This is a genomic window from Silvibacterium dinghuense (assembly GCF_004123295.1).
Taxonomy (GTDB): domain Bacteria; phylum Acidobacteriota; class Terriglobia; order Terriglobales; family Acidobacteriaceae; genus Silvibacterium; species Silvibacterium dinghuense.
On the sequence record NZ_SDMK01000001.1, the window covers coordinates 1,081,725 to 1,108,099 of the forward strand.

The 26,375-nt window shown below is 62.8% G+C and carries 19 protein-coding genes; 9 read left to right on the plus strand and 10 right to left on the minus strand.

Annotated features, from left to right (window positions below):
• Nucleotides 1-2: 2 nt before the first annotated feature.
• Entirely contained in the window at nucleotides 3-1,079 is a 1,077-nt protein-coding gene (murG, locus tag ESZ00_RS04245; RefSeq protein WP_129206915.1) for an undecaprenyldiphospho-muramoylpentapeptide beta-N-acetylglucosaminyltransferase, read from the plus strand.
• A 182-nt stretch (nucleotides 1,080-1,261) separates the two neighbouring features.
• Here the strand turns inward: murG and ESZ00_RS04250 are convergent, their stop codons facing one another.
• The 3 genes from ESZ00_RS04250 to rodA form a co-directional block, all read right to left on the minus strand.
• Nucleotides 1,262-1,846: a hypothetical protein gene (locus ESZ00_RS04250; protein ID WP_129206916.1), complete on the minus strand. Its 585-nt coding sequence runs from the start codon at nucleotides 1,844-1,846 to the stop codon at nucleotides 1,262-1,264.
• A gap of 489 nt (nucleotides 1,847-2,335) precedes the next feature.
• Entirely contained in the window at nucleotides 2,336-5,596 is a 3,261-nt protein-coding gene (locus ESZ00_RS04255) for an Rne/Rng family ribonuclease (RefSeq protein ID WP_129206917.1), read from the minus strand.
• A gap of 432 nt (nucleotides 5,597-6,028) precedes the next feature.
• Nucleotides 6,029-7,129, minus strand: a complete 1,101-nt coding sequence (rodA, locus tag ESZ00_RS04260) for a rod shape-determining protein RodA (protein ID WP_129206918.1) — start codon at nucleotides 7,127-7,129, stop codon at nucleotides 6,029-6,031.
• Between the two features lie 124 nt (nucleotides 7,130-7,253).
• Here rodA and ESZ00_RS04265 point away from each other — a divergent pair, with 124 nt between their 5' ends.
• Nucleotides 7,254-7,625 (plus strand): hypothetical protein, encoded by a 372-nt coding sequence (locus ESZ00_RS04265; protein ID WP_129206919.1) that lies wholly within the window; start codon nucleotides 7,254-7,256, stop codon nucleotides 7,623-7,625.
• Between the two features lie 54 nt (nucleotides 7,626-7,679).
• Here ESZ00_RS04265 and mrdA read toward each other — a convergent pair whose 3' ends face one another.
• Genes mrdA through ESZ00_RS04285 form a run of 4 tightly spaced genes read right to left on the minus strand, consistent with a single transcriptional unit; the run spans nucleotide 7,680 to nucleotide 13,141 of the window.
• Nucleotides 7,680-9,773 (minus strand): penicillin-binding protein 2, encoded by a 2,094-nt coding sequence (gene mrdA / locus ESZ00_RS04270; RefSeq protein ID WP_373283890.1) that lies wholly within the window; start codon nucleotides 9,771-9,773, stop codon nucleotides 7,680-7,682.
• The gene (gene mreD / locus ESZ00_RS04275) at nucleotides 9,770-10,288 is read right to left on the minus strand and encodes a rod shape-determining protein MreD (protein ID WP_129206920.1); all 519 of its coding nucleotides are present in this window, start codon (nucleotides 10,286-10,288) and stop codon (nucleotides 9,770-9,772) included. Before mreD ends, mrdA begins: the two co-directional genes overlap by 4 nt.
• Before the next feature lie 3 nt (nucleotides 10,289-10,291).
• Complete coding sequence (gene mreC / locus ESZ00_RS04280; RefSeq protein ID WP_129206921.1) at nucleotides 10,292-12,025, minus strand: rod shape-determining protein MreC; 1,734 nt, start codon at nucleotides 12,023-12,025, stop codon at nucleotides 10,292-10,294.
• A 51-nt stretch (nucleotides 12,026-12,076) separates the two neighbouring features.
• The gene (locus ESZ00_RS04285) at nucleotides 12,077-13,141 is read right to left on the minus strand and encodes a rod shape-determining protein (RefSeq protein ID WP_129206922.1); all 1,065 of its coding nucleotides are present in this window, start codon (nucleotides 13,139-13,141) and stop codon (nucleotides 12,077-12,079) included.
• Between the two features lie 780 nt (nucleotides 13,142-13,921).
• Between ESZ00_RS04285 and ESZ00_RS04290 the strand changes: the two genes are divergently transcribed.
• Nucleotides 13,922-15,415, plus strand: coding sequence for an aldehyde dehydrogenase family protein (locus ESZ00_RS04290; protein WP_229740949.1), 1,494 nt, complete (start codon nucleotides 13,922-13,924; stop codon nucleotides 15,413-15,415).
• Between the two features lie 44 nt (nucleotides 15,416-15,459).
• Here ESZ00_RS04290 and ESZ00_RS04295 read toward each other — a convergent pair whose 3' ends face one another.
• Entirely contained in the window at nucleotides 15,460-16,407 is a 948-nt protein-coding gene (locus tag ESZ00_RS04295; RefSeq protein WP_308419040.1) for a winged helix-turn-helix domain-containing protein, read from the minus strand.
• Between the two features lie 147 nt (nucleotides 16,408-16,554).
• Here ESZ00_RS04295 and ESZ00_RS04300 point away from each other — a divergent pair, with 147 nt between their 5' ends.
• The 3 genes from ESZ00_RS04300 to ald all read left to right on the plus strand — a co-directional run bounded on the left by ESZ00_RS04300 (nucleotide 16,555) and on the right by ald (nucleotide 19,790).
• Nucleotides 16,555-17,019, plus strand: coding sequence for a hypothetical protein (locus ESZ00_RS04300; protein WP_129206925.1), 465 nt, complete (start codon nucleotides 16,555-16,557; stop codon nucleotides 17,017-17,019).
• Between the two features lie 120 nt (nucleotides 17,020-17,139).
• On the plus strand, nucleotides 17,140-18,390 hold the full coding sequence (locus ESZ00_RS04305; RefSeq protein ID WP_129206926.1) for a cation:proton antiporter domain-containing protein: 1,251 nt from the start codon (nucleotides 17,140-17,142) through the stop codon (nucleotides 18,388-18,390).
• A 284-nt stretch (nucleotides 18,391-18,674) separates the two neighbouring features.
• Nucleotides 18,675-19,790, plus strand: a complete 1,116-nt coding sequence (gene ald / locus ESZ00_RS04310) for an alanine dehydrogenase (RefSeq protein ID WP_129206927.1) — start codon at nucleotides 18,675-18,677, stop codon at nucleotides 19,788-19,790.
• Between the two features lie 146 nt (nucleotides 19,791-19,936).
• Here the strand turns inward: ald and ESZ00_RS20200 are convergent, their stop codons facing one another.
• Nucleotides 19,937-20,761 carry a hypothetical protein gene (locus ESZ00_RS20200; RefSeq protein WP_188590830.1) on the minus strand — a complete coding sequence of 275 codons (825 nt, stop codon included), beginning with the start codon at nucleotides 20,759-20,761 and terminating at the stop codon, nucleotides 19,937-19,939.
• A 156-nt stretch (nucleotides 20,762-20,917) separates the two neighbouring features.
• Here ESZ00_RS20200 and ESZ00_RS04325 point away from each other — a divergent pair, with 156 nt between their 5' ends.
• The 3 genes from ESZ00_RS04325 to ESZ00_RS04335 all read left to right on the plus strand — a co-directional run bounded on the left by ESZ00_RS04325 (nucleotide 20,918) and on the right by ESZ00_RS04335 (nucleotide 25,669).
• Nucleotides 20,918-23,281: a sensor histidine kinase gene (locus tag ESZ00_RS04325; RefSeq protein WP_229740951.1), complete on the plus strand. Its 2,364-nt coding sequence runs from the start codon at nucleotides 20,918-20,920 to the stop codon at nucleotides 23,279-23,281.
• Nucleotides 23,278-24,636 (plus strand): sigma-54-dependent transcriptional regulator, encoded by a 1,359-nt coding sequence (locus tag ESZ00_RS04330; RefSeq protein ID WP_129206930.1) that lies wholly within the window; start codon nucleotides 23,278-23,280, stop codon nucleotides 24,634-24,636. The genes ESZ00_RS04325 and ESZ00_RS04330 overlap by 4 nt, the downstream gene beginning before the upstream one ends.
• A 376-nt stretch (nucleotides 24,637-25,012) precedes the next feature.
• Nucleotides 25,013-25,669, plus strand: coding sequence for a DUF4145 domain-containing protein (locus tag ESZ00_RS04335; RefSeq protein WP_164981340.1), 657 nt, complete (start codon nucleotides 25,013-25,015; stop codon nucleotides 25,667-25,669).
• A gap of 93 nt (nucleotides 25,670-25,762) precedes the next feature.
• Here the strand turns inward: ESZ00_RS04335 and ESZ00_RS04340 are convergent, their stop codons facing one another.
• Entirely contained in the window at nucleotides 25,763-26,314 is a 552-nt protein-coding gene (locus tag ESZ00_RS04340; protein ID WP_129206932.1) for a hypothetical protein, read from the minus strand.
• Nucleotides 26,315-26,375: the final 61 nt, after the last annotated feature.

The window sequence follows — 26,375 nt, forward strand, 5'->3', positions numbered from 1 at the left end:
CGGTGCGCATTCTCATCGCCGGTGGAGGCACCGGCGGACATATCATTCCCGCCCTGGCCATCGCCGACGAGCTTAAGGCGCTCTACGGCGCCGAGATCCTCTTCGTCGGCACGCCGCGCGGGCTCGAGTCGAAGCTCGTGCCCCAGGCCGGTTATCCGCTCGAGCTGATCAATGTCGGCCAGCTCAAGAACGTCTCACTCCTCACCCGCCTGCGCACCCTCGCCGACCTGCCGCTCAGCATCCTGCACTGCCGCACGCTGCTCCGCCGCTTCCGGCCGGACGCCGTCGTCGGTGTGGGCGGCTACGCTTCGGGTCCGGCCATGGGCGCGGCCGTGCTCTCCGGCATACCGACTCTGGCCTTCGAGCCCAATGCCTTTCCCGGCCTCGCCAATCGCCTGGTCGGAAAGCGCGTCAGCGCAGCTGCGGTGAACTTCGCCCCCGCGGCAAAGTTCTTCCGCAACGCCGAGATCACCGGCATCCCAGTCAGAAAAGAGTTCTTCACCCTTCCACCGCGGCCCGAGGGCGCACCGCCGCACCTGCTCGTCTTCGGAGGCAGCCAGGGGGCGCGCGCGCTGAACGCTCTCATGCCCAGGATCGCAGCTCAGTTGCTCGACGCCGTCCCCGGGCTCACCATCCTGCACCAGGCCGGAGCACGCCACGCCGAGACCACGCTCGCCGCCTACCAGCAGAGCGGAGCCGACCCGGCGCGCTGGCAGGTAGCCGCCTTTCTCGACGACATGGGCACCCGTTTTGCCGCAGCCGACCTGGTGCTCGCCCGCAGCGGCGCCAGCACCGTCGCCGAACTCGCAGCCGCCGGCAAGCCCTCGCTGCTGATTCCCTTTCCCCAGGCGGCCGACGATCACCAGCGCAAGAATGCCGAAGTGCTGGCCTCCGCCGGAGCGGCAGAGATGCTAATCGAAGCCGATACCACCGCCGAGAAGCTCGATGCCGTGCTCACCGCGCTCCTTGGTGACCCGGCACGGCTGCGCGCCATGTCAGCCAGGGCACGGACGCTGGCGCATCCCGATGCCAGCGAACGCATCGCCCGCATGGTCGCCCGCATCGCCGGCAAAGCATAACCAGATCTCCGGGTGCCCCGCCCATGCCTGGTTCTGGCATGGGTAGGTCTCACACGAATCTTCAAGAAATCCCTTCCACCCGGGTTTCTTCTGCAAAAACCATGCTCCAAAACGCAAAAAGGCCTGCCCCGATTCGGGCAGGCCTTTCTGTTCTAGCCAACGGCCGGATACAGACCGGAAGTTTACCGGTGTCCGCCGCCGCCGCCGCCGTGGAAGCCGCCGCCCCCACTGAAGCCACGGGCGCCACCGCTGAATCCGCCGCGGGCAGCACCACCGCCGCTGAAGCCACGGGCTCCGCCGGCATAACCACCGCGATAGCCACCGCCACCGTAGGCGCCGCGAGCGTAGTTACCGAAGCCGCCACGGTTGTAGCCGCCGGCATAGCCACCACGGTATCCACCGTAGTATCCGCCGCGATAGCCGCCATAGTAGCCGCCGCGTCCCCAGCCACCCCAGCCGTAGCCGATGCGGTTATAGCCCCAGCCCCAGCCATGGCCATACCAGCCGCGATACCACGGGCCGGCACCGATGAAGACGCCGCCAAGAAACCAGTCCGGGCCATAGTAGCCGTAAGGCGCGCAGGCGTACGGATAATAGGAGTAGTAGCCCCACTCACAGGTCGGGGCAGCATAGACATCCACTGGCGCAGGGTAGCCAACATAGGGGCCGATACCGATTCCTACGGCAATCTGGGCCTTCGCCGCCGGCACCAAAGCCAGGGGCAACGCAAGCAACATAATCAAAGCAACAGAGCGCAGGATGCGCATATCTCTCACCTCCCCGCCGCTCCCATGATGCCAATCTCGTTCAGGAGGACGCGGCCTTTTCCGGTTCCGTCTTTCCGTCGTTCCAGCCGGACCGTTCAGCCTACTTCATAGAACAGTAGATGCCCAGGAAAGTTGCGGGGAAGCTACTTTCTGTGTATGAGTCCGGGTGTCCCACCTATGAGATAGGGACAGAACCCAGCTCTTCCCCGCTCAAGCCCGTTGTTGGCTTGAGCGGGGAAGAGCAAAAGCCATTCACCACAGAGGACACAGAGAGCGCAGAGGGTTCCGTACTCCAGCAAACATCCCGGTTCAACGCTGAGACGCAAAGATCGCAAAGGATGGCCGCAAAGGATACAAGACAAAGAGAAACCCCCGCCCGGCACAAAGCCGGACGGGGTTTATTTTCTTGCGAGAATGACAACTCGCGACCAATCTGCTCGTTCATCCAAGCGAAGCGCGCCGAAGGCGCAGTCGCCTAGATGGCAAATCTTAGTGGATGTCGAACTGCTCGGGGTGGAGCGCCGGGTCGGACTTGATGATGATCGTCCGTCCAATGAGCTCTTCCATCTCATTGATCCACTTGGCATTACCGGCCTTGAGCGTCTTCACCACCTCGGGATGCACGCGCAGCATCACATCGCCGCGCTCGAAGTGCTTGTGCATCTTGCGCAGCTCGATGTAGATCTCGTTGGCCACCGTCGTCGGGCTCTTCACCATGCCGGTGCCGGTGCAGATGTTGCAGGGCACGCTGAGGGTGCGCTCGAGCGACTGCTTGACGCGCTTACGGGTGATCGCCACCAGGCCGAAGTCGTTAAACTGCAGCACCTTGGACGGGGCACGGTCGGCCTTGAGGGCCTCTTCGAGCGCGGCCATCACCTTGTGGCGGTTCTTGCGCTCGTCCATGTCGATGAAGTCGATCACAATGATGCCGCCCAGGTCACGCAGGCGAATCTGGCGAACGATCTCCGGAATCGCATCGAGGTTCGTCTTGAGGATGGTGTCCTCGAGGCGCGCCGTCTTGCCCACGTACTTGCCGGTGTTGATGTCGATGGCCACCAGCGCTTCGGTCTGGTTGATGACGATCGAGCCGCCGGACTTGAGCCATACCTTCGACTTGAGGGCCTTGGTGATCTCGTCCTGGATGCCGAACTGCTCGAACAGCGGCGTTTCCTTGGAGTAGAGCTTCACGCGGCGCACCAGAGAAGGCTGGAAGCGGTTCAGGAAGCGGACAATGCGCTCGTATTCGACTTCGTTGTCGACCCAGATGGTCGAGAAGTTGTCGCTCACCTGGTCGCGCAGCACGCGCTCGACAAGGTTGAGGTCGTGGTAGATCAGCGCGGGAGCCTTGCTGGCCTCTTCGCGTGACTTGATCTCGGTCCACAGGCTGATCAGGAAGCGCAGATCGGCGCGGAGCTCTTCTTCGCTGGCGCCATCGGCGGCAGTGCGCACGATGAATCCGCCCGTCGCTTCGCCCTTCTCGCTGATCAGAATCCGCTTCAGGCGCTGGCGCTCTTCATCGGAGGAGATCTTGCGCGAAACACCGACGTGGTTGACCGTCGGCATGAAGACCAGGAAGCGCCCGGGGAGCGCGATGTGGCTGGTGATGCGCGCGCCCTTCTTGGCGATCGGCTCCTTGGCGATCTGGACCAGAATCTCCTGTCCCTGCTTCAGCAGGTCGGTGATGATCGGCAGATCGGTGGTCTGCATGGACTGGCGTCCGCGTCCATGACGCCCACCGCGGCCGGCATTGCCGCCCGACTGGCGGCCACGTCCACGGCGGCCATCGCGGCGGCCACGGCGCTCGCCATCCCGGCTGCGCTCGCCACCCTGCTCAGGGGCAGCGGCATCGGCCTGCGGCTCTTCGCCTTCTTCTTCGTCGTCCTCGCCCTCTTCTTCGTCGATGGCGATTTCCCCGTACTCCGCCTCTTCGCCTTCCTCTTCTTCCGCGCCCGGCTCGTCTGAGAGCCGCTGGGCGAGGTGGGTGTCGCGAACCATGTCGCCGATTTCGGAACCCGACTGCTCGAGGGTCTCTTCTTCGAGCTCCTCGGCATCGTGCTCATCGTGGTGCGCATGAATCGGCTCGAAGTCGAACTCCTCGTCGTCGATCACCTCTTCTTCGAGCACGCCAGCGCCCGGCGTGAATCCGAAGGGTGTCTGCGCAGCAGCCTCGGCGGCCTCGTGGGCAGCATCGGCAGCCGCCTCGTGCGGATGCTCGTCATGCTCATGAACATGGTGCTCATGCGTGTGCACCTCGGCAGCTTCCGCCTCATACTCCGCATCCTGGTACTCGATCTCGATCGCCGGCTCGGCCGTCTCAACCGGAGCGACGGCAACAGCCCCCGTCTCATGCTCGACGTACTCCACTTCTTCGGTCTCGAGCTCCTCGTGTGCCGCTTCGATCTCTGCGTGCAGCTCGGGCTCGGCCGCCACGTGCTCTTCCTCGGCTGCGGCCTCGTCGGGGCTCGAAATGCGGAACTCGCTCGGAGCAGCCGGATCGACACGATACGACGCCGAACCGCTCTCCGGCTCGAATTCGTGGGTCTCTTCTTCGAGCTCATGCTCGATCACAACTTCTTCTGCGGCAGGGGCTTCCGCCACAACCGGCGCAGCCGCCTTCTCTTCTTCCGCGGCCTCTTCCACCGCCGGCTCGGCGACCGCTTCTGCCGGAGCCACGGCCACATAGTCCGCATCCTGCCCGGCTACTTCGAAATCTGTGACCGGAATGGCGTGCAGAGCCTCGTGGGCAATCTGGTCGGCTTCCTGCGCAATCTCCTGATGCTCTTCTGCCGTGACATGCTCTTCTGCGGTAACCGGGGTCTCGGCCGTAACCGGAACTTCTGCCTGCGGCGCAGCGCGGCGTACCGAGCGCGACTCACCGGGCAGCAGCAGGCCGCCGTCCCAGGTGATCTCGGTCTCGATCAGCGTCGAGGGCTTGGGCGCAACATAATTGACCTTGAATGCCGGTGCGGCCTTGGTCTCGGCTTTGTCTTCTGCCTTGGGAGCCGGAGGCGTCATGCCGTACTTCCCGAGCGATTCGCCGGGCAGCAGAATGCGGTTGCTGGCCGGAGTGCCGCCAGGAGCGCCATGCTCGGGCAGGATCACGGTCTCGGACTCGATCGACTCCGCTACAGCCTCGGGCGACTCGATCTCGATGGCCGTAATTTCACCTGGCGCAGCCGTCTGCTCGCCCTGCTCTTCGCGGCTGCGGAACCCGCCACGGCGGCGGCCGCGACGGCCACGCCAGCGGCGCGTGCCGGACGGCGATTCCTCACCGTCTTCGCTTTCCGGCGCGGAGACAGGCTGAGAGGCCTGTGGTTCCAGAACAATTTCCTGCTGAGGCTGGCGGTTGCGGCCTTCATTCCGTTCGCGGCGTCCGCCGCCACGACCCTCTCGCTGCTCACCGCGGGACTCCTGGCCTTCTTCGCGGGACTCGCTCCTGGATTCGCTCCGGGACTCATTCCGGGATTCGCGGCGTCCCTGCTGGCTGCCGCCGACGCGGTCGAACTCCGCGCCACCATCCTGCTCCTCGAGGAAGTCGGTGACATAGAGGAAGGCATCGCGTTCCAGGCCGATGTCGACAAATGCCGACTGCATGCCTGGAAGCACGCGCGTTACCTTGCCTTTGTAAATGGATCCTGCGAGGGTGTATTCGTTCTCGCGCTCGTAATAAATTTCGGTGAGTTCGTCGTTTTCGAGAATCGCCAGCCGCGTCTCATGCGGCGTGCTCGAAATGCAAATTTCCTTTGACATGCTGCCTCTCTTGAGCCTGCGGAATCTCCCGCAAGGCAACGGCGAGACAGATCAGAGCGGAGGCCCGGAGAGAATCGGGGACGACGGAGGTATTGCCGTTTCGAAGAAGATTCTTTGCGTGAGGAATTGCCACCCTTGCCGGAGGCCCGGCGGGGCTTCACTTGAGAAACCAACTGTCTTACGGAAGACTTCCTGGCGCAGAGAGTTTGTGACCGCTTCAGCCAATTCTTTTGGCGGGGCCGTTACCCGTCTCCGTGCGCTCATTCCTGATCCTGCCCGGCCCGGTCATCTGTCCGGCCGGCTGAAGTTAAAAACCTTAAAAAACCTGTTTCCTGCCCTCCGTCCCGGCTTATCCAAAAGCCGCGAACGGAGCCTTGCACCAAGCTTCACATTCGGCAGAAGCGGACCCTTGCCGCCCTGCGGGCCGGGGACTCAGTTCACGAAGCGGCTCATGCGGACATTCATCACCATGCCCAGAGCGAGAAACGTGAACAGCACCGACGATCCTCCGTAACTCATTAACGGGAGAGGAATCCCGGTGACCGGCATCAGCCCGAGAACCATTCCGACATTGACCGCGATCTGGAAGATCAGCACGGCCACCACGCCCATAATCAGGAACGTGCCTGGGAGGTCCGAGGCTGTCTGTGCGTTCTGAATCAAACGCATCAATACCAGAAAGTATAGCAGCAACACAAGCACGCAACCCACAAACCCGTGCTCCTCGGCAAAGGCCGCGAAGATGAAGTCCGTATAGGGGATAGGCAGAAAGTCGCCCTGTGTCTGCGTCCCTTTAAGCGCGCCGCGCCCGAAGACACCGCCGTCACCCACCGCGATCAGAGACTGGCGGATCTGGTAGCCGCCGCCCTTGGGGTCGGCATCCGGGTTCAGAAAGCTCGTCAGGCGCGCCTTCTGATACGGCTTGAGGATCTTCGAGCTCGAAAACGCTACCCCCACCAGCAGCAGCCCGGCCAGGATGAGGATCGCCGCTTTCTTCCAGTCGATCCCACCGAGAAACAGGCCGGCCAGCAGGATCGGCGAGTACGTCAGCGCCGTGCCAAGATCGGGCTGCTTGAGCACCAGCAGCATCGGTACGCCGACCAGCGCCATGCCTTTGAAGATGTCGCCCCAGGTCAGTTCCTTGCCGGACAGCCCCACAAAATAGCGTGTGACGGCAATGATCAACACGAATTTCACCCATTCGGAGGGCTGAAAATGGATGCCTCCCGGGAGCTTGATCCATCGCCGCGCACCCAGCACCTTGGTCCCGACGGTGATAACCGCAACCAGGGACAACAGAAAAAAGCCGTAAACCCAGTGGATGATGTCGAGCAGCCGGTGATAGTCGATGGCCGAGACAATGAACATCGCGACAAGGCCACCTAAAATCCACAAAATCTGAGATTTATAGAAGCCGACAAACTTGGTGTGCAGGGTCGCCGAGTAAATCTCGAAGATGCTGATAATGGAAAGCAAAAGGACGAACCCCAGCAGGGTCCAGTCAAAGTCGCGAAAGGAAAGGAAGCGCCGCATCCGATGGTTTCATCCTAAATGACAGAGGCTACCGGACTCGCCGGAGGGTATCTGAAGACGAAAGTACCGTGCGATTCCTTCCAACACTTGTAACGGCAGAGAGCATCGGTGCCATAATCCAGCTATGAGTGTCGTCGAAGAGGTGCGGCAGGTATTTCAGGATCTCCTGGCGCCGGAACTGCGTGCCGTGGCAGAGCGGGTATCGAGCCTGGAAAAACGGCTGGATGACAACCGGGATGTGCTGGGACAGTGGATCGACGAAACGCGCACCGTGCTTGGGCAGAGGATCGAAGATACACGCGCCAGCCTGGAACAACGCATCTCTGCAATAGAGCAGAAGGTGCTGGCCGTGGATCTGCGCATCGATACGCTGGAATACACGCTCACGCAGCGTATGGACAGGCATTCGGAAAGCCTCAAACACGCCATCCAGCTGAGCCAGGAGCTTGTGCTCGACAAAATTACCGGCCTGCGCGATGCCCTGGACCTCGACTGACGCGTTTCCCGGATTGAAACCAGGCTGTCGTCGAAGCAGGAAGCCGCTTCTTAACTACCGCACCGCCTCCGCCAACGCGCTCGCTGCCGCCGCACCCTTGGCCGCCTTCGGCTCCTCCGGCACATGCAGGAAGAAATGCCCGGCATAAGCCGATTCCATCGGGTCTCCATGCTTCGCATGCGGATCGACCGGCTTGCCTCCAAAACCTGCAGGATCATCCGGTTGCGACCAGACCGCGCCTACCTCGACCGGCTGCACCTGCTGGGCGACGAGATTGTGATCCAGGCGGCGCTGCTTATCGACAAAGGCCTCAATCACCTTGGCCGCCAGGTGCGCCGAACCCGATCCCCAGCCGCCATGCTGCCAGAAGACCGCTACCACAATGTCCGGATTGCGCCGCGGAGCCATGCCCACGAACCAGGCATTGGCGCGCTGGCTCTTGATCGACGACACGCTGGTCGTGCCTGCACTGTGGTTCACAACCTGCGCCGTCCCCGTCTTACCTGCAAAATCGATCCCTTCCAGGTGCGAGGCGTAGGCCGTGCCGCCCCTGCTCGCATCCGTCGTCGCGGCCATGCCGTCGGTGATCGTCTCCCAGCTCTCCGGATCGATGGGAATTGTCACGTCACCCGAGCCGGGAAACGAGTCGAGGATGGCCTGACGGTACTCCGGCGGCAGCTCGCTCGGGAAGACCACGTGCGGCCGCTTGAGAACGCCGCCTGAAGCGATGCCTCCCAGCGCGCGCGCCAGCTGGATCGGCGTGGCCGCCACCGCTCCCTGGCCGATGCCGACCGAGACCGTCTCGCCCGCGAACCACTTCTCATGGAAGGTCTTGAGCTTCCATTCGGTCGAAGGCATTACGCCGGTGATCTCATCCGGCAGATCGATGCCCGTCTTCTGGCCGAAGCCGAACTCATGCGCGTACTTCGCGATGGTATCGATGCCCAGCCTCACCGCCAGCGTGTAGTAATACGTATCGCAGGAAAGAGGAATCGCGTTGTGGATGTCCACGTTGCCGTGGTGGTGGTCGCAACCGTAGAAATGCCCGTAAAAGCTCGCGCCGCCCTGGCAGTTCACCTTCAGATCCTGCGCGACATGCTGCTCGAGGCCCGCCACCGACATGAGGATCTTGAAGGTCGAGCCCGGAGGGGACTGCGCCTGGATCGCCTTGTTGAGCAGCGGATGGTCCGGATCGGTAATGAGCTTGTTCCACTCGTCGCGGCCGATCCTGACGGCGAACTGGTTGGGATCGAAGGTCGGCCGGCTGACCATGGCCAGCACCTCGCCGGTATGCGGATCGAGCGCCACAATCGCGCCCTCGCGGTCGCCAAGCGCATTCTCGGCGGCCCGCTGGATATCCATATCGATGGTCAGCTTCAGATTCTTGCCCGGCACCGAGCGCTCGGTGCCCAGCTTGCCGACTTCGCGGCCATGGCTGTCCACCAGCACATCGCGCGAGCCGTCCTGCCCGCGCAGAATCGCGTCGTAAGACTCCTCCACGCCCGACTTGCCGACCACGTCGCCCGGCTCGTAGTAAGCATAGCGAGGATCGTTCAACATCTCTTCGCTGACTTCGCCGACGTAGCCGATAAGATTGGCCGCAAAACCATCCTTGGGATAAAGGCGCCGCTGCTCATCGACCGTTTCAAGCTCGGGCATTTCGTCGCGGTGCGCCTCGATGAACTCCTGCTCATCGGGCGTGATGTCCTGCTTGAGCGGCAACGGCTGATACTTCGGTGCCGTCCGGTACTTCTTCAGGATGGCGTGGATATCATCCACGGTCATGTGCAGGCCGCGTGCGATCAACGGAAGATCGGGTTCGAGATTATGCCCCTGTTCCCGCACCAGAAAGGCCGAAACCGAGGGGTAATTGTCGACCAGCAGGCGTCCGTCGCGATCCAGTAACTGGCCGCGCGGGGCGAGAATCGGCACCTTGCGGACACGGTTCGCCTCGGCCAGCGCATGCCAGCTTTCCGCATTGACGACCTGCAGCCGCCAGAGGCCGAAGATCAGCACCGCCATCACCGCAACGATCACATATTGAAAGACCGTAAGCTTGATAGCCGGCAGATCGGCTTCCCGGGCCAGAAGATCCCTGGCATCCTGCCCCGCAGGCGGACGGCGGAATTTTTCGATGAACTGCTTCACTCGCGTGCCCTCGTACGATCCAGAAGCGCGAAGAGAACCACGGCGATCAGCGCATTGATGGCCGCGCTCAACAGCTCGACAACCCAGTTCCAGCCCACAGGCCGGGCCAGCATGTGGCGCATCAGCACCCAGTCGATGCCGTTATGCAGCAGCACGAAGCAGAAGGTCAGCATCAACCGGCTGCCGTGCGCCTCGGTATCGATGCGCGAGCCAAGCGAGGCCGCCAGGTAACCAATAAACGCCTTGCAGATGCCAAAGACACCGATGGGCTGCTGAGTCAGCGCATCCTGCAGGATGCCGATGACCATGCCTCCCACCGTAGCCCCGATGGCATTGCGCCGCGCGGTGGCGAAATAGATCACCACCAGCAGCGGCAGGTCGAGCATGCCGAAACGGGCAAAGTGCAGCGTAGCCAGCGACTGAATACCGATCGCCAGCAGCGGCAGCAGCACATAAAGATAGACCGGCAGTGTCCGTTCGTCGGCTTCCCGTCGTGTTGAGGCCATCAGAGCCATCGGCTAGACTCCCCTTCTCTGCGGTGTGGCCGGTTTCTGTTCCTGCGGAGGACGGCTGCCATCATCCGGCACCAGGACAGGACCGCGATGGACGGGCTTCTGCGCAGGCTTTTCGGCATTCGGAGCCGCCTGGTTGCCGGCCGGACGCGGAGTACCCGTATTCGGATGAGAGGGACGCGCCTCCGGACCATCCACAATGACATGCGTGGTGGAATCGGATTTGAGCGTCGTCGGATGTGTAGCCGCAGCCGGGCTGCCGGCCGGCAAAGCAGCCGGAGGAGGATGATGCACGGCAGCTGCCGGTGAGCCCGCCACATTATTGGCTCCGGACGTTCCGGCAGGCCGCGGCGTAGAAGAAGCTGTTCCGGTCGCACCACTGCCCGATACCCCGGTCTGTATCCCGGTCTGAGGCCGTGCCGCCGGGTGAGCCGTACCTGTGCCGGAAGCAGCGCCCGAAGCTGCCGTATGGGCGACAGCCGTCGTACCGGCCGCATGTGCCACCGCACCGGAAACTGCGCCCACAGGCGTCCCATTTCCCCCGTCCGCAGCGGCAGGCGCAGGTTTCGGCTGAATCTTTGCCGGAGGCAGCTCTTCGGTCCCTTCCTTCACCGGCACGGAGCGTGCGCCAGGCGTCAGCTCTGCAGCCGGCGGCGTCATATTCGGGCTGAATCCATCGGGATGCGCAGCCTGCGGAGGATGCAGCGGCTGAACGACATTGCCTGTCTCATCCACATTGCTGTCCGGATTGGTGTCGGAGGGCGCACCCTGATCGATGCGGTTCGGCAAACGCTCGGAAAGAATGTCCGAGGCCCGCTTCTGAGCCGCCACACCCTCGGCCTCGCTCTCGGCCAGATCCTTGGCCTCCTGCGCCGAAGCAGCATCCCCCATATTCGTGATGATCAACACCTCTTCCAGCTCGGAGAGATGTGCTGCCGGCTTCACGATCACATCCTGTAACGGATCGCGATCCGGGTCGGGCTGCATCTTTACGACCGTGCCCACCGGCAGGCCACGCGGGAAAATCTGGTCGCCTCCGCTGGTGAGAATCGTTTCGCCGGCCTTGATGCGCTCATCGGGCGAGACATTCACCACCTGAACACCGCCAAACGGCGCGCCCTTGAGCACGCCGCGAATGCGCGTGGTTTCGAGGATCACGCCAACGCCGCTGGTTGAATCCGAGATGAGCATGAGCTGGCTGGTCGAGGGGAAGACTTCCTTGATCCGGCCGACGATGCCATCCTGCGTCACCACCGGCATGTCCGGCTCGATGCCGTCGTCCGAGCCCTTGTCGATATAAACGATGCCCGACTGCTCGGTACCCGAGCTGCCCACCACCTGCGCGGGGACAGTCTTATAGATGTACTTTTCCTTGAAGCCGAGCAGGGCCTGCAGGCGCTGTGCCTGCTTTGCATCCTCGGCCACGCTGGCCTGCTCCAGGCGCAGGCGCTCGATCTCACCGTGCAGATCGGCGTTATCGCGGCGGACGTGGATCAGGTCGATGTAGCCCAGCCAGATGCCTTCGATCCATCCGCCAAAATTGCGCAGCAGCTTTTCCGGAGGCGTGATGACCGTAACCACGGCATAGCGCAGCATGCTCACCGCGCGCGGGTCGCCGGAGTCCGTAGTGCCGCCCAGGCTCTGGGGACGCTTGACCTGCACCGCCAGGGCGAGCAGCTGCACCACCAGCACCAGCAGGAGGACGAGGGCGTTCTTATATCGGGTGAAAAAAGATTCCATGCGACTGGAGCAGGCCCCGCGCTGCTTCCGCCGGGGCCGCTCCTCTCAATGCTAGTCGATCTTGATCTTGCGCAGCAGGCGGAAGTCGCTCAGCATCTTGCCGGTACCAAGCACAACACTGGCCAGCGGGTCGTCGGCGATCGAAACCGGCAGCCCGGTTTCCTCGCGGATGCGCTTGTCGAGATTCTTGATGAGCGCGCCGCCTCCGGTCAGCACGATGCCGCGATCGCTGATGTCGGCCGAAAGCTCGGGCGGGGTGCGTTCCAGCGCTACGCGAATGGCGTTCATGATCGTGGCAATCGACTCGCCCAGCGCCTCGCGGATTTCCGAGTCCTCGATGGTGATGGTCTTCGGCACGCCCTCGATGAGGTTGCGGCCCTTGATCTCCATGGTCAGCGGCTTCTCGAGCGGATAGGCGGAGCCGATCTCGATCTTGATCTGCTCGGCGGTGCGCTCACCGATGAGCAGGTTATATTTCCGCTTCAGGTAGTTCATGATAGACTCGTCCATCTGGTTGCCGGCCATGCGGACCGAGCGCGAGTAGACGATGCCGGAGAGCGAGATCACCGCGATGTCGGTGGTACCACCGCCGATATCGACCACCATGTTGCCCGAGGGCTCGGTGATGGGCAGACCCGCGCCGATGGCGGCGACCATGGCCTGCTCAACGAGGAACACCTCGCTCGCCTTGGCGCGGTAGGCCGAGTCTTCGACCGCGCGCTTTTCCACCTGGGTGATCTCCGAAGGCACGCCGATCACGATGCGCGGATGCACCATCATCTTGCGGTTGTGGGCCTTCTGGATGAAGTAGTTCAGCATTTTCTCGGTGACCTTGAAGTCGGCGATGACGCCGTCCTTCATCGGCTTGATGGCCACGATGTTGCCCGGGGTGCGGCCCAGCATCTCCTTGGCTTCCTTGCCGACAGCCTCGACCTCACCGGTGTTCTTGTTGATAGCTACGATCGAGGGCTCGTTGACGACAATACCCTTGTTGGCCGCATAGACCAGGGTGTTGGCCGTGCCCAGATCAATGGCGAGGTCACTGGAGAAAACACTGAACAGCGAGCGCACACCGTGTGCCCGCGAAGAACGCGACTGAAAACCATTCGATGACATGAGGATGCTGACTTCCGAGGAGACTGGACCCAAAAACAATTGTAAGCGAATCGCACGCACATACGCGGAAAGGTGCGATTTCTCTGGGTATTTCGCACCTGCTGCGATGCACGTGACTCGCAACCGCTCTTCATGAGGGCTGCATGCATGTATTTTCCGCAGCGATACGAGATGTCCGTCGGCATAGAGAAGAAGCTTTATGTAGTGCGATCGCCGTGCTCAAATCTCGTTCCCATGCAGAGATGAAACGCGCCTGCAAGTAACTTCCGTACCTTTGGACAGCCCGCCGGCGAAGCGGATGATGAGGCAGCGGCGGAAGTCGTGCCGCTAAAACGGCGAAAGCCCCGGAGAGCACCGGGGCTTTCGCTTACCTCTGGAGACCACGATGAAAAGAGCATCGTCGTCCAACCGTTGGCCCGCTCAGGTAGCAGCCTGGGCTAAGGCCGTGTGGGTTGTGGTGAAGACTTGTGCCTTGGCCTGGCACGAGTTTCACTCCTGACCCGGAAAGACTAGCCCCGGGTTGCAGGCGGCAACCTGCTACCCGGGCTTTATGTTTTCATCGTGCTCCCGCCATCCTCGCCTGTCAATCAAAAACCTGCCATCTATCCATGCTGATCGCCCTGTTTTCGTCCAGAACAGCGGTTCTATCAATCACATCCGGCGATTCCCATGCTGAAACTGCCCTCTCGGGACAGGCTTTTACCCCTGCGCCATGCGGCCCGGCAGGACACAATGCGCCTCCTTGGGTATGCTGAAGTGTTTCGCCCAGAGGAGAGTTCCGTGTCCCACACGCTTTACAAGAATCTGATCGGCGGCCACATGGTCGCGAGCCACACCGGCAAAACCTTCCTGAACATCAATCCGGCCAACTCCGACGACGTCATCGGCGAATTCCAGGCATCCGGCGCCAAGGACATCGACGACGCCGTGGCGGCTGCCGCCGAAGCCTACAAGACATGGCGGCTCGTCCCCGCGCCCAAGCGCGCCGAAATCCTCTACCGCTGCGGCGAACTGCTGGCCGAGCGCAAGGAGAGCTACGCCCGCGAGATGACCCGCGAAATGGGCAAGGTGCTGAGCGAGACGCGCGGCGACGTGCAGGAGGCCATCGACACCGCCTACTACATGGCCGGTGAAGGCCGCCGCCTCTTCGGCCAAACCACCCCCTCCGAGCTCAAGTCGAAGTTCGCCATGTCGGTGCGCATGCCGGTCGGCGTCGTGGGCATGATCGCGCCCTGGAACTTCCCCATGGCCATCCCCTCCTGGAAGCTCTTCCCGGCGCTGGTCTGCGGCAACACCTGCGTCATCAAGCCGGCGGAAGACACGCCCCTTTCCACCTATAACCTCGTCGAGTGCCTCACCGAGGCCGGACTGCCTCCAGGCGTGGTCAACATCGTCACCGGCTTCGGCCCCGACGCAGGCGCGCCGCTGGTCGCGCACCCCGGCGTCCGCGCCATCTCTTTCACCGGATCGTCCGAGGTCGGCCGCATCGTCGGCCAGACGGCAGCGGCCAACTTCAAACCCTGCTCGCTCGAGATGGGCGGTAAGAACGCCATGATCGTGCTTGAGGACGCCAACCTCGATCTCGCTATCGAGGGCGCGCTCTGGGGAGCCTTCGGCACCACCGGCCAGCGCTGCACCGCCACCAGCCGCATCATTCTGCATAAAAAGATCGCCGCCGAGTTCACGAAGAAGCTCGTTGCCCGCGTGGACGCGCTCAAGGTCGGCGACGGCCTCGATGAACACACGCAGATGGGCCCGCAGGTGAACCAGCAGCAGATCGAAACCTCGATCCGCTACTGCGAGATTGCGCAGAAGGAAGGCGCGAAGCTGCTCACCGGCGGCAGCGTGCTCGAGGACGGCAGCTACGACAAGGGCCACTTTTTCGCGCCCACAGTCTTCGGCGGCGTGAAGCCGAAGATGCGCATCGCCCAGGAGGAGGTCTTCGGCCCGGTCGTCAGCCTGATCGAGGTCGAAAGCTTTGAAGAGGCACTCGAGGCCGCCAACGGCATCCAGTACGGCCTCTCGACCGCGCTTTATTCGAAGGACGTGAACAAGGCCTTCCAGGCCATGCGCGATCTCGAAGCGGGCATTACCTATATCAACGCTCCGACCATCGGCGCCGAGGTCCACCTGCCCTTCGGCGGCGTGAAGCAGACCGGCAACGGACACCGCGAGGGCGGCACCGGCGCGCTCGACTTCTACACCACATGGAAGGCGGTCTACGTCGACTACTCCGACACCCTGCAGCGGGCGCAGATCGACAACGCGGATTAAACCATGCAACAGACGCCAGGGCGCATTGCAGCGCCCTGGCGTACTTATAGTTTGGGTGTTTCTGCTCCAACATGCAGCGATGGCAGCAGCGCCCTGGTCACTGAACCGGCAATCTTGTCCTGCACCGCGAGCACATCGGGAAACGGGCTGTTGTATGTATCGGTCCAGATCACGTAGCCGCTCTTTACCTCGACCAGCCGCACCGCGACCCGCAGCTGCCCGCCCGACTCACGCACACTGCCATCCACTACATACGCCACGCCCAGCGAGCGCGCCATCTCGGCCAGCGGCACCTGCTTGTCCTTGAAATAAAAGCTTGAGGTTGGTGGCGGCACCTTCAATCCCGGAACCCGGCTCAACCGATCGATCAGCTCCTCGGTCATGCCGTCGGTGAATTCGCCCTCTTTCATCCCCGGCGTCAGGTCGAGAAACGGCAGTACGGCAACCGACTGCTGCGCCGGTGCGACGGCGCTCCCATTCGCACCATTCCCCGTCGCGCTATTCCCGGTCGGGCCATTCCGGGGCATATGTGCATGGATCCGCGAGAGCACCCACAGATTCGCCACGCAGGCGACCGCAGCCAGGGCGACAATCCACAAAAACTTCCGGCGATGTTTCGGAGCCGCGGCCAAAGGCGCTGCCGCTACCGGCTGGGCCTCCGTGCAGGAGGCAACTTCGGCGACCAGCCGGTAGCCGAGCCGTGGCACGGTCGCAATGTATGCGGGCTGCTTCGGATCATCCCCCAGCAGTCGCCGCAGCGACGCCACGGCCTGATAGACCGAATCCTGTGTGACCGCGACCCCGGACCAAACATGGCTGAGCAGGTCGTCCGTGCTCACCACCTCGCCCGGATGCTCCGCCAGGTAGAGCAGCAGGCGCATTCCCCGCGCCTCCAGCCGGACGTGCTCGCCGTCCCGCGAGATCAGGCCTTTCGATGGATCGACACACCAGGAGCCAATGCGAAGCATATGCGGGGCCGAGCCCAAAACCATCTTCCCGAACCATCTTTCAGAAGTTTTCAGGCTATTTCAGTTGCGATTCAGGACTTCGCCCGACCTTCGTGGCTATGGTAAACCGCGACGGCCAGGTCCAGAACAGAGGCTCCCGGCGTCCCCTGACACTCCACTGGAAGGAATTGCATGACCCCGGACTCCGTTCCCGCTCTCACCAGGAATCACGCCGTAACAGCCATCGCCATCGGCGGCCTCGTCGCCGGCGCCATCGACCTCACCCAGGCCTGCATCCTCTTCGGCTGGGACATTCCACTCTCGATCGCCAGAGGCCTGATCGGCGCGCGTGCCGATCAGGGAGGCGCCGCCATCTACCTGCTCGGCGTCTTCCTCCACTTCTTCATCGCGTTCTCCTTTGCCGCCTTCTACTACGCGGTCAGCCGCCGCCTTCGCTTCCTCGTTGAGTACCCGCTCCTCTGCGGCCTGATCTACGGCGCGGCCGTCCAGGAGGTGATGAGCCTGATCGTCCTGCCTCTTTCAGCCCTGCACGCTCGAGGACCCTACAGCCTCCACGAGCTCATCCAAGGGCTGCTCGTGCACATGGTCGTCATCGGATTGCCTATTTCCTTTAGCGTCCGCAAGTTCGCCCGATGAGGATCATTCCTCCTCGGGAATCCTTCCGAAAACTCGCTTCCAATAATTTCGAAATCCCGGGATTTCCCACTAGAATCCGCATCTAAGGTTGAAACCCCCAGCCCAACCCCGGAGATCTCCATGACCCTGCTCCTCATCCAGATGGCCACGGTACTGCTCACCGCCCTGTTCTGTGGATGGCTGGCACGCAAGCTCGGTCAGTCCCGCGTTATCGGCGAAATCATCGGCGGCATTCTGCTCGGGCCCTCGGTCTTCGGACGTCTCGCTCCGCATGCCTCGGCAGCTCTGTTTCCGCTGCCCTCGCTCGGTTCATTTGAGACCATCAGCACCATCGGACTGGTTCTGTTCCTTTTCCTCATCGGCTCCGAGCTCGACTACGAGCATCTCCGCAGGCAGAAGGCCACGGCTACGCTGGCCAGCGGCATGAGCATCTTGATCCCTTTCGTGCTGGCAGCCCTGGCCGCGCATTCTCTGCGTATCCGTTTCGCTCCGACCGGAATCGGCCGCATCCCCTTCGTTCTTTTTCTCGGCATCTCGATGAGCATCACGGCCTTCCCGGTGCTCGCGCGCATCCTCGAAGAGCGCCGCATGCAATCGACCTCGCTCGGCACCACGGCGCTGATGTGCGCCGCCGTCGACGATGTCTGCGCCTGGTCGCTGCTGGCTATCGCCCTCACGCTGCTGCCTGAAGCGGGTCACTCCACGCCCTTAGGATGGCGGCTGCTCTGGCTCGCGGGCTACCTCGCCGTCATGCTCGGCGTGGTGCGGCCGCTGGGTGCATGGCTGGTCCGGCGCCAGAACTCCATCGCCCTATCCTATGAGCTGCTGGGCCTGATCGTCGCTGTGGTGCTCGGCTCGGCTGCGGCCACCGAGGCTATCGGCGTGCATCCGCTCTTCGGCGCCTTCCTCGCCGGGGTATGCTTTCCGCGCATCCCCCATTGGCAGCATGCGGTGCGCACCCGGCTCGACACGATCGTCTCCATCCTGCTGCTGCCGCTCTTCTTCGCCGTCACCGGCATGCGCACCCGGCTCGACCTGCTGAGCGAAGGCCGCATCTGGCTCTGGACCGGCCTGGTGCTGCTGGTCGCCGTCGCCGGCAAGATGGGAGGCGCCATCCTGGCAGCCCGCTGGACCGGACAGTCGTGGCGCAATGCCGCCGCGCTCGGCGCGCTGCTCAATACACGCGGGCTGGTGGAGCTGGTGGTGCTCAACATCGCCTACAACGCGCACGTCTTCTCGCCGACGCTCTTCACCATGCTGGTCGTCATGGCGCTGGTGACAACGATGATCACCACCCCCATCCTCAATCTGCTCGGCATTGAGGATCACAGCAAGGAAGCACAGGATCTGGCCATGATGGAAGCGGCGTAATGGAAGCCATCCTTGCGTCCAGCGGCGATGGCCTTTGCTTTTTTCCCGTTGTCATCCCGACCGGAGCGAGACAGCTTCATCGTCTCGCGTAGCGGAGGGACCTGCGGTTGCCTCTTCAACACCGGCGGCTCCTTAGAGGAAAACAAACTGCAGGTTCCTCCACTTCGCTACGCTCCGGTCGGAATGACCATTCAGCCGCCACCGCGACCGGCGGGAGCGAAGACAAAGGCCCTGCGCGTCATCCTCTTACGGTAGGATGGAGGGTTGGTCTGTGAGGAGTCTGCATGATCATTGGAGTACCGAAGGAAGTTAAGGATCACGAGAGCCGCGTCGGCATTACGCCGGCCGGCGTCAAGGCGTTGTCCGACGCCGGTCACAAGGTGCTGGTCGAAACCCACGCCGGTGAACTTTCCGCTTTCCCCGACGACGAATACCAGGCTGCCGGAGCCGAAATCGTCGGCTCGGCCCACAATGTATGGGGCCTGGCCGACATGGTCGTCAAGGTCAAGGAGCCGGTCGAAAAAGAGTACGGCCACTTCCGCGAGGGGCTCACGCTTTTCACCTATCTCCACCTGGCTCCGCTGCCCGAACTCACCGACAAGCTGCTGACCAAGAAGGTCACCGGCATCGCGTATGAGACCATCCGCGACCGCGCCAACACGCTGCCGCTGCTCACTCCGATGTCCGAAGTCGCAGGCCGCATGTCCGTGCAGGTCGGCGCTGCCTATCTTGAGAAGGAAAAGGGCGGCCGCGGCGTGCTGCTGGGCGGCGTCCCGGGCGTGCCTCCGGCCAATGTCTGCATCATCGGCGGCGGCATCGTGGGCACCAATGCGGCCAAGATCGCGGTGGGCATGGGCGCGAAGGTCACCATCGTCGACCTGAACCTCAATCGCCTCCGCGAGCTCGACGACATCTTCGGCGGCAAGCTCTTCACGCTGGCTTCGAACTCCTACAACATCGCCCGCGCCACCTCTGAGGCCGATCTGGTCATCGGCGGCGTACTGATCCCCGGCGCCGCGGCCCCGAAGATCGTGACCCGCGCCATGGTTTCGAAGATGAAGAAGGGCGCGGTCATCGTCGACGTGGCCATCGACCAGGGCGGCTGCATCGAAACCGCCAAGCCGACCACGCACTCGAACCCGGCTTACGAGGTCGACGGCGTGGTGCACTACTGCGTCACGAACATGCCGGCGGCGGTGCCGAACACCTCCACACTCGCGCTCACCAACGCCACCTTCCCCTACGTCCTCAAGCTGGCGCAGAAGGGCGCGAAGGCCGCAATTCTCGAGGATGACGGCATCCGCGACGGTGTGAACACCTACGACGGCACCATCACCTGCGAGCCGGTCGCGGCCTCGCAGCAGAAACCCTGGAAGCCGGTGCGCGAACTGCTGGCGTAAGTCTAGGGTGTAGGGGATAGGGTGTAGCAAGGCCGGTGGCCCACTCAAGCCCGCAGCTGGCTTGAGTGGGCCACCCGGAGTTTCCTGAGTACGCAAAAAGGCGTGGCCCGCGGGCCACGCCTTTTCTTGTACCTCTCGAGAGCGCCTTACTGCTGGCTGACGCTCACCGAACGCTGCAGGCGGAAGGTGAGGGTAGACTCAGCCGGGATCACGATGTCCTTCTTGCCGGTGAGACCTGCGCCCGCCGTGCCTGCGCCGGCACCGGCCAGGCCGCCGATCAGCGCGCCCTTGCCGCCGCCCGCCAGGCCGCCGATGATCGCACCCAGGCCAGCGCCGCCGCCGACAAAGCCGGCCGTCCGCTTGCCCTTACCCTGCTCCACACGCTCGATGGTGCTCGACGCAACCTGGTAGGTCGCGCCCTGCGCGCGCACCGTATCCAGACGCAGCGAAAGCACGGCTCCGCCCTTGAAGCGGCCGAGCGGCTTCGCGTCCACCACCGTGCCGGTCGCCGTCGAGCCGGCGCGGATGATGGTCTGCCCGCCCACGGTCACCGGCGAGGCGACAGTCGCGGTAAAGGTATCGCCGGGCTGGCTGATCTTCGAGCCCACCGCATTGCGCAGCGTCACGGCAATGTGCGAGCCGGCCGGGATCACCACCGGCGGAGGCGGTGCCGGAGCAGCCGCTGCTGCCGGCGCGGGCGCCGGGGCTGCAGCTTCCGGAGCAGGAGCCGGTGCTGGGGCAGGCGCGGGAGCAGGTGCTGCCGTGCTTGTGCTCGCTGCCGGAGCAGCCGGGGTTGCCGCCGGCGCCGAAGCCGAATTGTCCGGGGTCGAAGCTGCCGGGGCCGGAGTGCTGGCGGGGGTGGTGGCCGGAGTCGTGCTGGCCTGCTGATCCTGCTTCTTGCAGCCCGAGACCAACAGCACGCTGGCCAGGGCAACGGGGAAGAGCTTCCGCGAAAGCGTATGCATAGTCATAACGCCCAATATGATGCCACTTCCAGCCAGGAAGTGGCGCAAAATCGACACAAAAATCCTTCCGGGGCAAACACCGGCCCCTCCCGCGCCGCATCCGGCGCTGTTTTATACCGCGCCTATAATGAAGCCTGATCGGAAGACGACCTGGAGAACTCTTTGGGCGAAGCGAAACATCGCCGGGCCACCATCGTGGTGCTGGCCTCGGCCACCTTCCTCCTCCTGCTGCTCATCAGCGGCCTGAATGCCTTTCACCTGGGCTTTCTGCACCCCAGCTCCACGGTGCAGATCCTGGTCTTCAGCGCGCTTTCCATCCTCATTTTCCTGCTCTTCGTCACGCTGCTGGTTCTGCTGCTGCGCAACATCCTCAAGCTGCTGGCCGACCAGCGCAGCCGGGTGCTCGGCTCGCGTCTGCGCACGCGCATGATCGTCGGCGCGCTGCTGATCTCCATCGCTCCGGCGGCGGTCATGTTCGCCTTCAGCTACCTGCTGATGAACCGCTCCATCGATCGCTGGTTCTCGCAGCCGGTAGCCGAGATCCGCGAAAACTCCACCCGCATCGCCCTGAGCCTGGCGCAGTACGTCAGCCTCAATGCCCGCGCCGAAGCCGAATCGCTGACCCGCTCTCCAAGCTTCGAGACGGCCTGGCAGGCCTCCGACCGGCAGGCGATGGTGGAGGAGATCCGCAGCCACCGCATCACGCTGCAGGGCGGTTTCGCCATCGTCTACCGGGACAGCAGCGCCATCGCCAGCTACGACGTGCCCTCGTCGAGCGGACCGGTCACCGTGCGTTCCTGGCTCGATACCTCCCTCGACTCTTCCGAGGACAGCTCCAGCGAGACGCCGGCCGACCCGCTGCCCGCCGTCGTCCTGCAAACCGCCCACAGGACCGATGAGCCGGTGCTCTCGATCGGAGACGGCCGGTACACCGTAGGCATGGCCACGCTCGGGCAGGATGGCATGATCGTCGTCGGGCTGCCCATGCCCTCGGGCCTCGACCAGGCCGTCACCGAGATCAGCCGCGGCTCCACGCAGTACTGGTCCATCTATCGCACCCGCCGCACCATCCGGCTCACCTACCTGCTGCTGCTGCTCATGCTGACGGCGCTGATCTTCTTTGCCTCCAGCTGGCTGGCGCTTTACCTCTCGAAGCAGATCACACGCACCGTCGAAGCACTGGCCGACGCCATGAACGAGATTGCCGAGGGCCAGTACGAGCGCCGCGTCACCGTCTCCGCCACCGAGGAACTGGGTGAGCTGGTGCGCTCGTTTAATCACATGGCCGCCGATCTCGAGCAGAACCGCAACCTGGCCCAAAGCTCGGCCGAACAGCTCTCCGCGGCCAATCTTTCTCTGGAAACCCGTCGCCGCGAGCTCGAAACCATTCTCGAAACCATCCCCAGCGGCGTCGTCACTCTCGATACCGGGCTGCGCATCGCCCAGGCCAACCGCGCCTTTCTCGACCTCTTCGACCTGCCCGGCAACGATGCCCTGGCCGGCACGCCCCTGAACGCTGTTCTGCCGGCCGAGCTTACCGCCGAGATTGCATTGCTCGAGCGCCGCGCCCAGCGCATGGGCATCGCCGCCAACGAGTTCGAGCTGGCACGGCCCGACGGCCCGCTGCGCCTCACGCTGACGCTTGCCGCCCTCGATCTCGGCTATCAGCGGCGAGGCTCCATTCTCGTTACCGAAGACGTGACCGAGCTGCTGCGTGCCCAGCGTCAGCTGGCGTGGAAGCAGGTAGCCCAGCGCGTGGCGCACGAGATCAAGAACCCGCTCACGCCCATCGGTCTCTCCGCCGAGCGCATCCGGCGCCACATGGACCAGCCCCGCCCGGATAGCGAAACGGTCATCCGCAAGTGCAGCGACGTGATCCTCTCCTCGGTCGAGTCCATGCGCACGCTCGTCGATCAGTTTGCCGTGCTGGCCGAGTTCCCTGCCGCGCAGCCCCGGCCCGAAGACTTGAACCTCATCGTCGAGAACGCCATTGCCCTCTTCCACGGCCGCCTGCAGGACATCCGCATCGAGCAGCGGCTGGACCGGACACTGCCGCTGGTGATGGTCGATCCGCAGGCGCTGCAGCGCGCGCTCGCCAACCTCATCGACAATGCCGCGGAGGCCATGCAGCGCAGCCTGCTGCGCATGCTTTCCATCTCTACCGGCTACAACGAGACTCACACCATGGCGGAGATCGTACTGGCCGACACCGGCCACGGTCTCACCGAGGAAAGCCGCGAGCGGCTCTTCCTGCCTTACTTCTCCACCAAGCAGCGCGGCAGCGGCCTTGGTCTCTCCATCGCCGCCAAGGTCATTCAGGAGCACCACGGCGCCATCCGGGCGGAGAACAATACCCCGGCCGGCGCGCGCTTCATCGTGAATCTTCCCTTTGCCGAGGTAGCCGGCCAGGACAACACGCCGATAAACGGCACAGCCCAGCACAACGGCAAGGCATCCAACGGGCATCTGTCTCATAAGCCGGAACATGGCACACTGCTCATGCCACCTGTGGAAGAGAGCGAATGAATCACATCCTCGTCGTCGACGACGAACCGGAAATCCGCCAGCTCCTCGAAGAAATCCTCCGCGAAGAGGGGTACGGCGTCTCCTCCACACCGAGCGGCGTGGAAGCACTCGTGCTGCTGCGCGATGCCACCTATGACGTGATGCTGCTCGATGTCTGGCTGCCGGACCGCGACGGCCTCGAGGTGCTGAACGACCTCTCTACGCTCGAAGCCGAGAACCGGCCCGAAGTGATTGTCATCTCCGGCCACGCGACCATTGAGACCGCGGTACGCGCCACCAAGCTCGGCGCCTTTGACTTCCTCGAGAAGCCGCTCTCCCTTGAGCGCACGCTCATCGTCATCAAGAACGCCATCCAGGCACACCGGCTGCGCAACGAGAACCTCGAATTCAAGCGCCAGTTCGCGCTCGAAACCACCATCACCGGCGAAAGCGTGCCGGCCAAGGCACTGCGCCAGCAGATCAAGCTCATGGCGCCGACCAACGGCCGCGTGCTCATCTTCGGCGAGTCGGGCTCGGGCAAGGAGCTGATCGCGCGCGCCATCCACGCACAGAGCCCGCGCCAGGACCGCGTCTTCATCGAGCTGAACTGCGCGGCCATCCCCGAAGACTTCATCGAGAGCGAGCTGTTCGGCTATCGCAACGGCGCCATGCCCGGCGGACCGGCCGAGAAGCGCGGGACATTCGAACGCGCCAACGGCGGCACGCTCTTCCTCGACGAAGTGGCCGACATGAGCCTGAAGACACAGGCCAAGGTGCTGCGCGCGCTCGACGAGCAGAGCTTCGTGCCGGTGGGCGCAACCCAGCCCATCAGTGTGGACACACGCGTGATCGCCGCGACCAACAAGAATCTCGAAGAAGAGATCGCCAAGGGCAACTTCCGCGAAGATCTCTTCTATCGCCTCAACGTGATTCCGTTCTATGTGCCGCCGCTGCGCGAACGCAAGGAAGATATCCCGGTGCTGGCGAAGGAATTCCTGCGCAGCTTTGGGCGCGAGTACGGCCGGCCAAGAATCGAGATCGGCGAAGACGCGCTGGAGCTGCTAAAGCAGTACCACTGGCCAGGCAACGTGCGCGAGCTCAAGAACGTGCTCGAGCGCGTCATCATCCTGCATCCGCAATCGAACCGCATCGAGCGCAGACACCTGCCGATGCTCGTCCACCGCAGCGCCACGCGCAAAACGGACGAGTTCAGCACCCTGCAGGACGCGCGCGAAGCCTACGAACGCGAGTACATCCTGCGCAAGATTGACGAATGCCACGGCAACATGAGCCGCGCCGCCGAAGCCCTGGGACTGGAACGTAGCCACTTATATCGCAAGATGAAAGCCCTGGGCGTGGTGGTACGGGAGCAGTAAGCAAGACAGGGTGTAGGGGACAGGGTGTGGGGTGTAGAAAAACTGACGGCGGCCCATTCAAGCCCGCCGTTGGCTTGAGTGGGGCGGCACACTCTTCACTCTCACCCGACCGCCGCGCCTGTATCTCGCACATTGTCATTCCGACCGGGACAACTTATCTCTCTAATTGTCATTCCGACCGAAGCTCGCCAAAGGCGAGCGCAGCGGAGGAACCTGCAGTTCTCTCTATACGCGAGGATAAGGGTGCCCCGTCCAAGCTCCGCTTGGGCGGGACAGCGCGACACCATTCAAGCCAAGAAAAGAATAAAGCGACCATCCAGACACACTGAATACTGTATAAATACTGCTGTTATTCAACCTTCTCATAATGGCGGGAATGATGAAACGCGAACTTAGTACTTCTGAGTTCTTAATCACTCAAATCGAATCACGTGATGATGCCTTCACGCCAGAAGAGCGAGCCCAGGCGGAGAAGGACAGAGCCTTTACAGAGGCGGTTGCGCGAAACATTATTAAGGCGCGCACGGACAGAGTAGATAAGAGTTTGGCGGCTCTTGAAGTCCTTGTACGTGACAGCGAAGGCCACGAATTGATCGCGGGCACCTTAAACAACTTCTACACCCGTGAGGCACTAGACGCTATCCCCTCTCAAGTTGACCGGACATTACGCCTCGCGAAATTAGAGATACAGATAACACCCTCTGCGGTCACGAACTCGTATTTACGAGAGGCAATTCGAACCTACATTCTAGGTCTCCCGCAAGCGTCAGTCGCACTAAGCCGAGCGGCATTAGAGCAGGCTCTAAAAGAGGGTATGGGATATCAATCAACGAAGACGATCGTTGAGATGAAGGGGCTACTAGACGAAGCTGAATCTGGGATCGGTTTAGACCGCAGCGTTCGGAAGCTCGCAGAAGAAGTCGCGAAGGCTGGAAATGATGTGCTTCACGAAAAGCCAACGACGCTAGAGGACGCATTCAATGTACTGATAAAGATGCGTGGCGTGTTCGAATCTATCTACGCGGACCAATAAAACGTGCTTCTCTTTCCTGCGCAAGCTAAGCTTGCGCAGGAAAGAGCACCCTACGCAGGCCAAAAAGAAGGCTTGAGTGGTACATTTTGCGGATCACCCAGCAAACTCCTGCCGAAGCATAAGCGACAACCCTTCCACCGCCGCCCCATCATTCAACGCAAAGACACCCTCCCGGGGCAGATACACGCCAACACAGCTCTTGCTCATCTTCGGGATTGCAAGCAGGGGAAGCGCAAGCCGGGCGAGCGTGGAGTAGGCTTCCGCCTTGGGCAGTTCGAGATTCCAGAGATCGAGCGCCAGCCAGCCTCGATGCTGACGCCACGCACGGGCCTGCTGCTCACTGCGCAGCTGCTTCGCCATTTCCTTCTGCGCGCCAAGGTAGCCCTTGTTGCCCTCGAGCAGCGCAATCACGTGCGGACCGGCCTTCACAAACTGCATCCCCGGCTTGCCCGTCACCGCGAACAACGGATCTTCCTGGCCATCGAAACGCCGCTCCCAGCCACGCTCCGCCGCCGCCTGCAGATCGGCATTCGGGAGATACACAAACTTCCGGAATAGCAGCACCACAGAGAACGGCATCTCGCCGGGAGCACCCTCAGGCTTTGCTTCTGCACGTTTGATGCGACCCAGAATCTTACTGAACACGTTAACCTCTTGTCATTGCAAACGGGCTTGCCAGGCCCCATGTGAGGGAGAACTGCAGGTT

Bases quoted from the DNA above. Each gene is read 5' to 3' on its own strand.
- ESZ00_RS04255 (WP_129206917.1), bottom strand. From the start codon at position 5,596: ATGTCAAAGGAAATTTGCATTTCGAGCACGCCGCATGAGACGCGGCTG.
- mreC (WP_129206921.1), bottom strand. From the start codon at position 12,025: ATGGAATCTTTTTTCACCCGATATAAGAACGCCCTCGTCCTCCTGCTG.
- rodA (WP_129206918.1), bottom strand. From the start codon at position 7,129: ATGCGGCGCTTCCTTTCCTTTCGCGACTTTGACTGGACCCTGCTGGGG.
- ESZ00_RS04265 (WP_129206919.1), top strand. From the start codon at position 7,254: ATGAGTGTCGTCGAAGAGGTGCGGCAGGTATTTCAGGATCTCCTGGCG.
- ESZ00_RS04285 (WP_129206922.1), bottom strand. From the start codon at position 13,141: ATGTCATCGAATGGTTTTCAGTCGCGTTCTTCGCGGGCACACGGTGTG.
- ESZ00_RS04300 (WP_129206925.1), top strand. From the start codon at position 16,555: ATGACCCCGGACTCCGTTCCCGCTCTCACCAGGAATCACGCCGTAACA.
- ald (WP_129206927.1), top strand. From the start codon at position 18,675: ATGATCATTGGAGTACCGAAGGAAGTTAAGGATCACGAGAGCCGCGTC.
- ESZ00_RS04305 (WP_129206926.1), top strand. From the start codon at position 17,140: ATGACCCTGCTCCTCATCCAGATGGCCACGGTACTGCTCACCGCCCTG.
- ESZ00_RS04335 (WP_164981340.1), top strand. From the start codon at position 25,013: ATGATGAAACGCGAACTTAGTACTTCTGAGTTCTTAATCACTCAAATC.
- ESZ00_RS04295 (WP_308419040.1), bottom strand. From the start codon at position 16,407: ATGGTTTTGGGCTCGGCCCCGCATATGCTTCGCATTGGCTCCTGGTGT.
- ESZ00_RS04250 (WP_129206916.1), bottom strand. From the start codon at position 1,846: ATGCGCATCCTGCGCTCTGTTGCTTTGATTATGTTGCTTGCGTTGCCC.
- ESZ00_RS20200 (WP_188590830.1), bottom strand. From the start codon at position 20,761: ATGACTATGCATACGCTTTCGCGGAAGCTCTTCCCCGTTGCCCTGGCC.
- mreD (WP_129206920.1), bottom strand. From the start codon at position 10,288: ATGGCTCTGATGGCCTCAACACGACGGGAAGCCGACGAACGGACACTG.
- ESZ00_RS04330 (WP_129206930.1), top strand. From the start codon at position 23,278: ATGAATCACATCCTCGTCGTCGACGACGAACCGGAAATCCGCCAGCTC.